The sequence below is a fragment of the Herbiconiux daphne genome (assembly GCF_024979295.1).
Lineage (GTDB): Bacteria > Actinomycetota > Actinomycetes > Actinomycetales > Microbacteriaceae > Herbiconiux > Herbiconiux daphnes.
In genome coordinates, this window is record NZ_JANLCJ010000776.1 from 1 (window position 1) to 531 (window position 531).

Annotated in this window: 1 protein-coding gene; it reads right to left on the reverse strand. The window is 46.0% G+C overall.

Going from position 1 to position 531, the window contains the following annotated elements:
- Positions 1-489, reverse strand: a 489-nt coding sequence (locus tag N1032_RS27630) for a hypothetical protein (protein ID WP_259543928.1), incomplete at its 3' end; no start/stop codon positions are given.
- Positions 490-531 lie beyond the last annotated feature (42 nt).

Below are 531 nucleotides of genomic sequence, written 5' to 3' on the forward strand. Positions count from 1 at the left end.
ACCAAGCTTACGACCACGAGCATTCCACTCCCAATCATAATCTTTATCCCCAGATTTGGTACGACCTTTAAGACGAACTTTACCTTTCAGAGTGGCATCAGAACCACCCCACCAACCAAAACTCTGACCCATACCAGCCACTGTTGAAGCACCACCAAGAACTTGGTTAAACAACCCACCACCAGAACTTGGAGCGGTAGCAGTAGAAGTGGATTGACCACCCATACCACCAATACCAGCAACCACACTTTGATAACGAGCAAGGTTTGTCCAACCTGCTTGAGAAGCACCTTGTTGGTTAAACCACTGGTTCTGAGCTTGGTTGATTGCTTGTTGTTGCTGAGCTTGAGCAGCTGTATATTGGTTCTGCAACCCTTGTTGATACAAGTTAGCAGCTGTAGCACCAAGTTGAGCTTGTTGCATACCAAGACTCCCAAGAGCGCCAATTGCATTAGTACGTGTAGCATTGTTCTGTTGAAGCATGTTCATAGCATAGTTCATAGAGGTCTGACGTGCACTATTCTCAATATC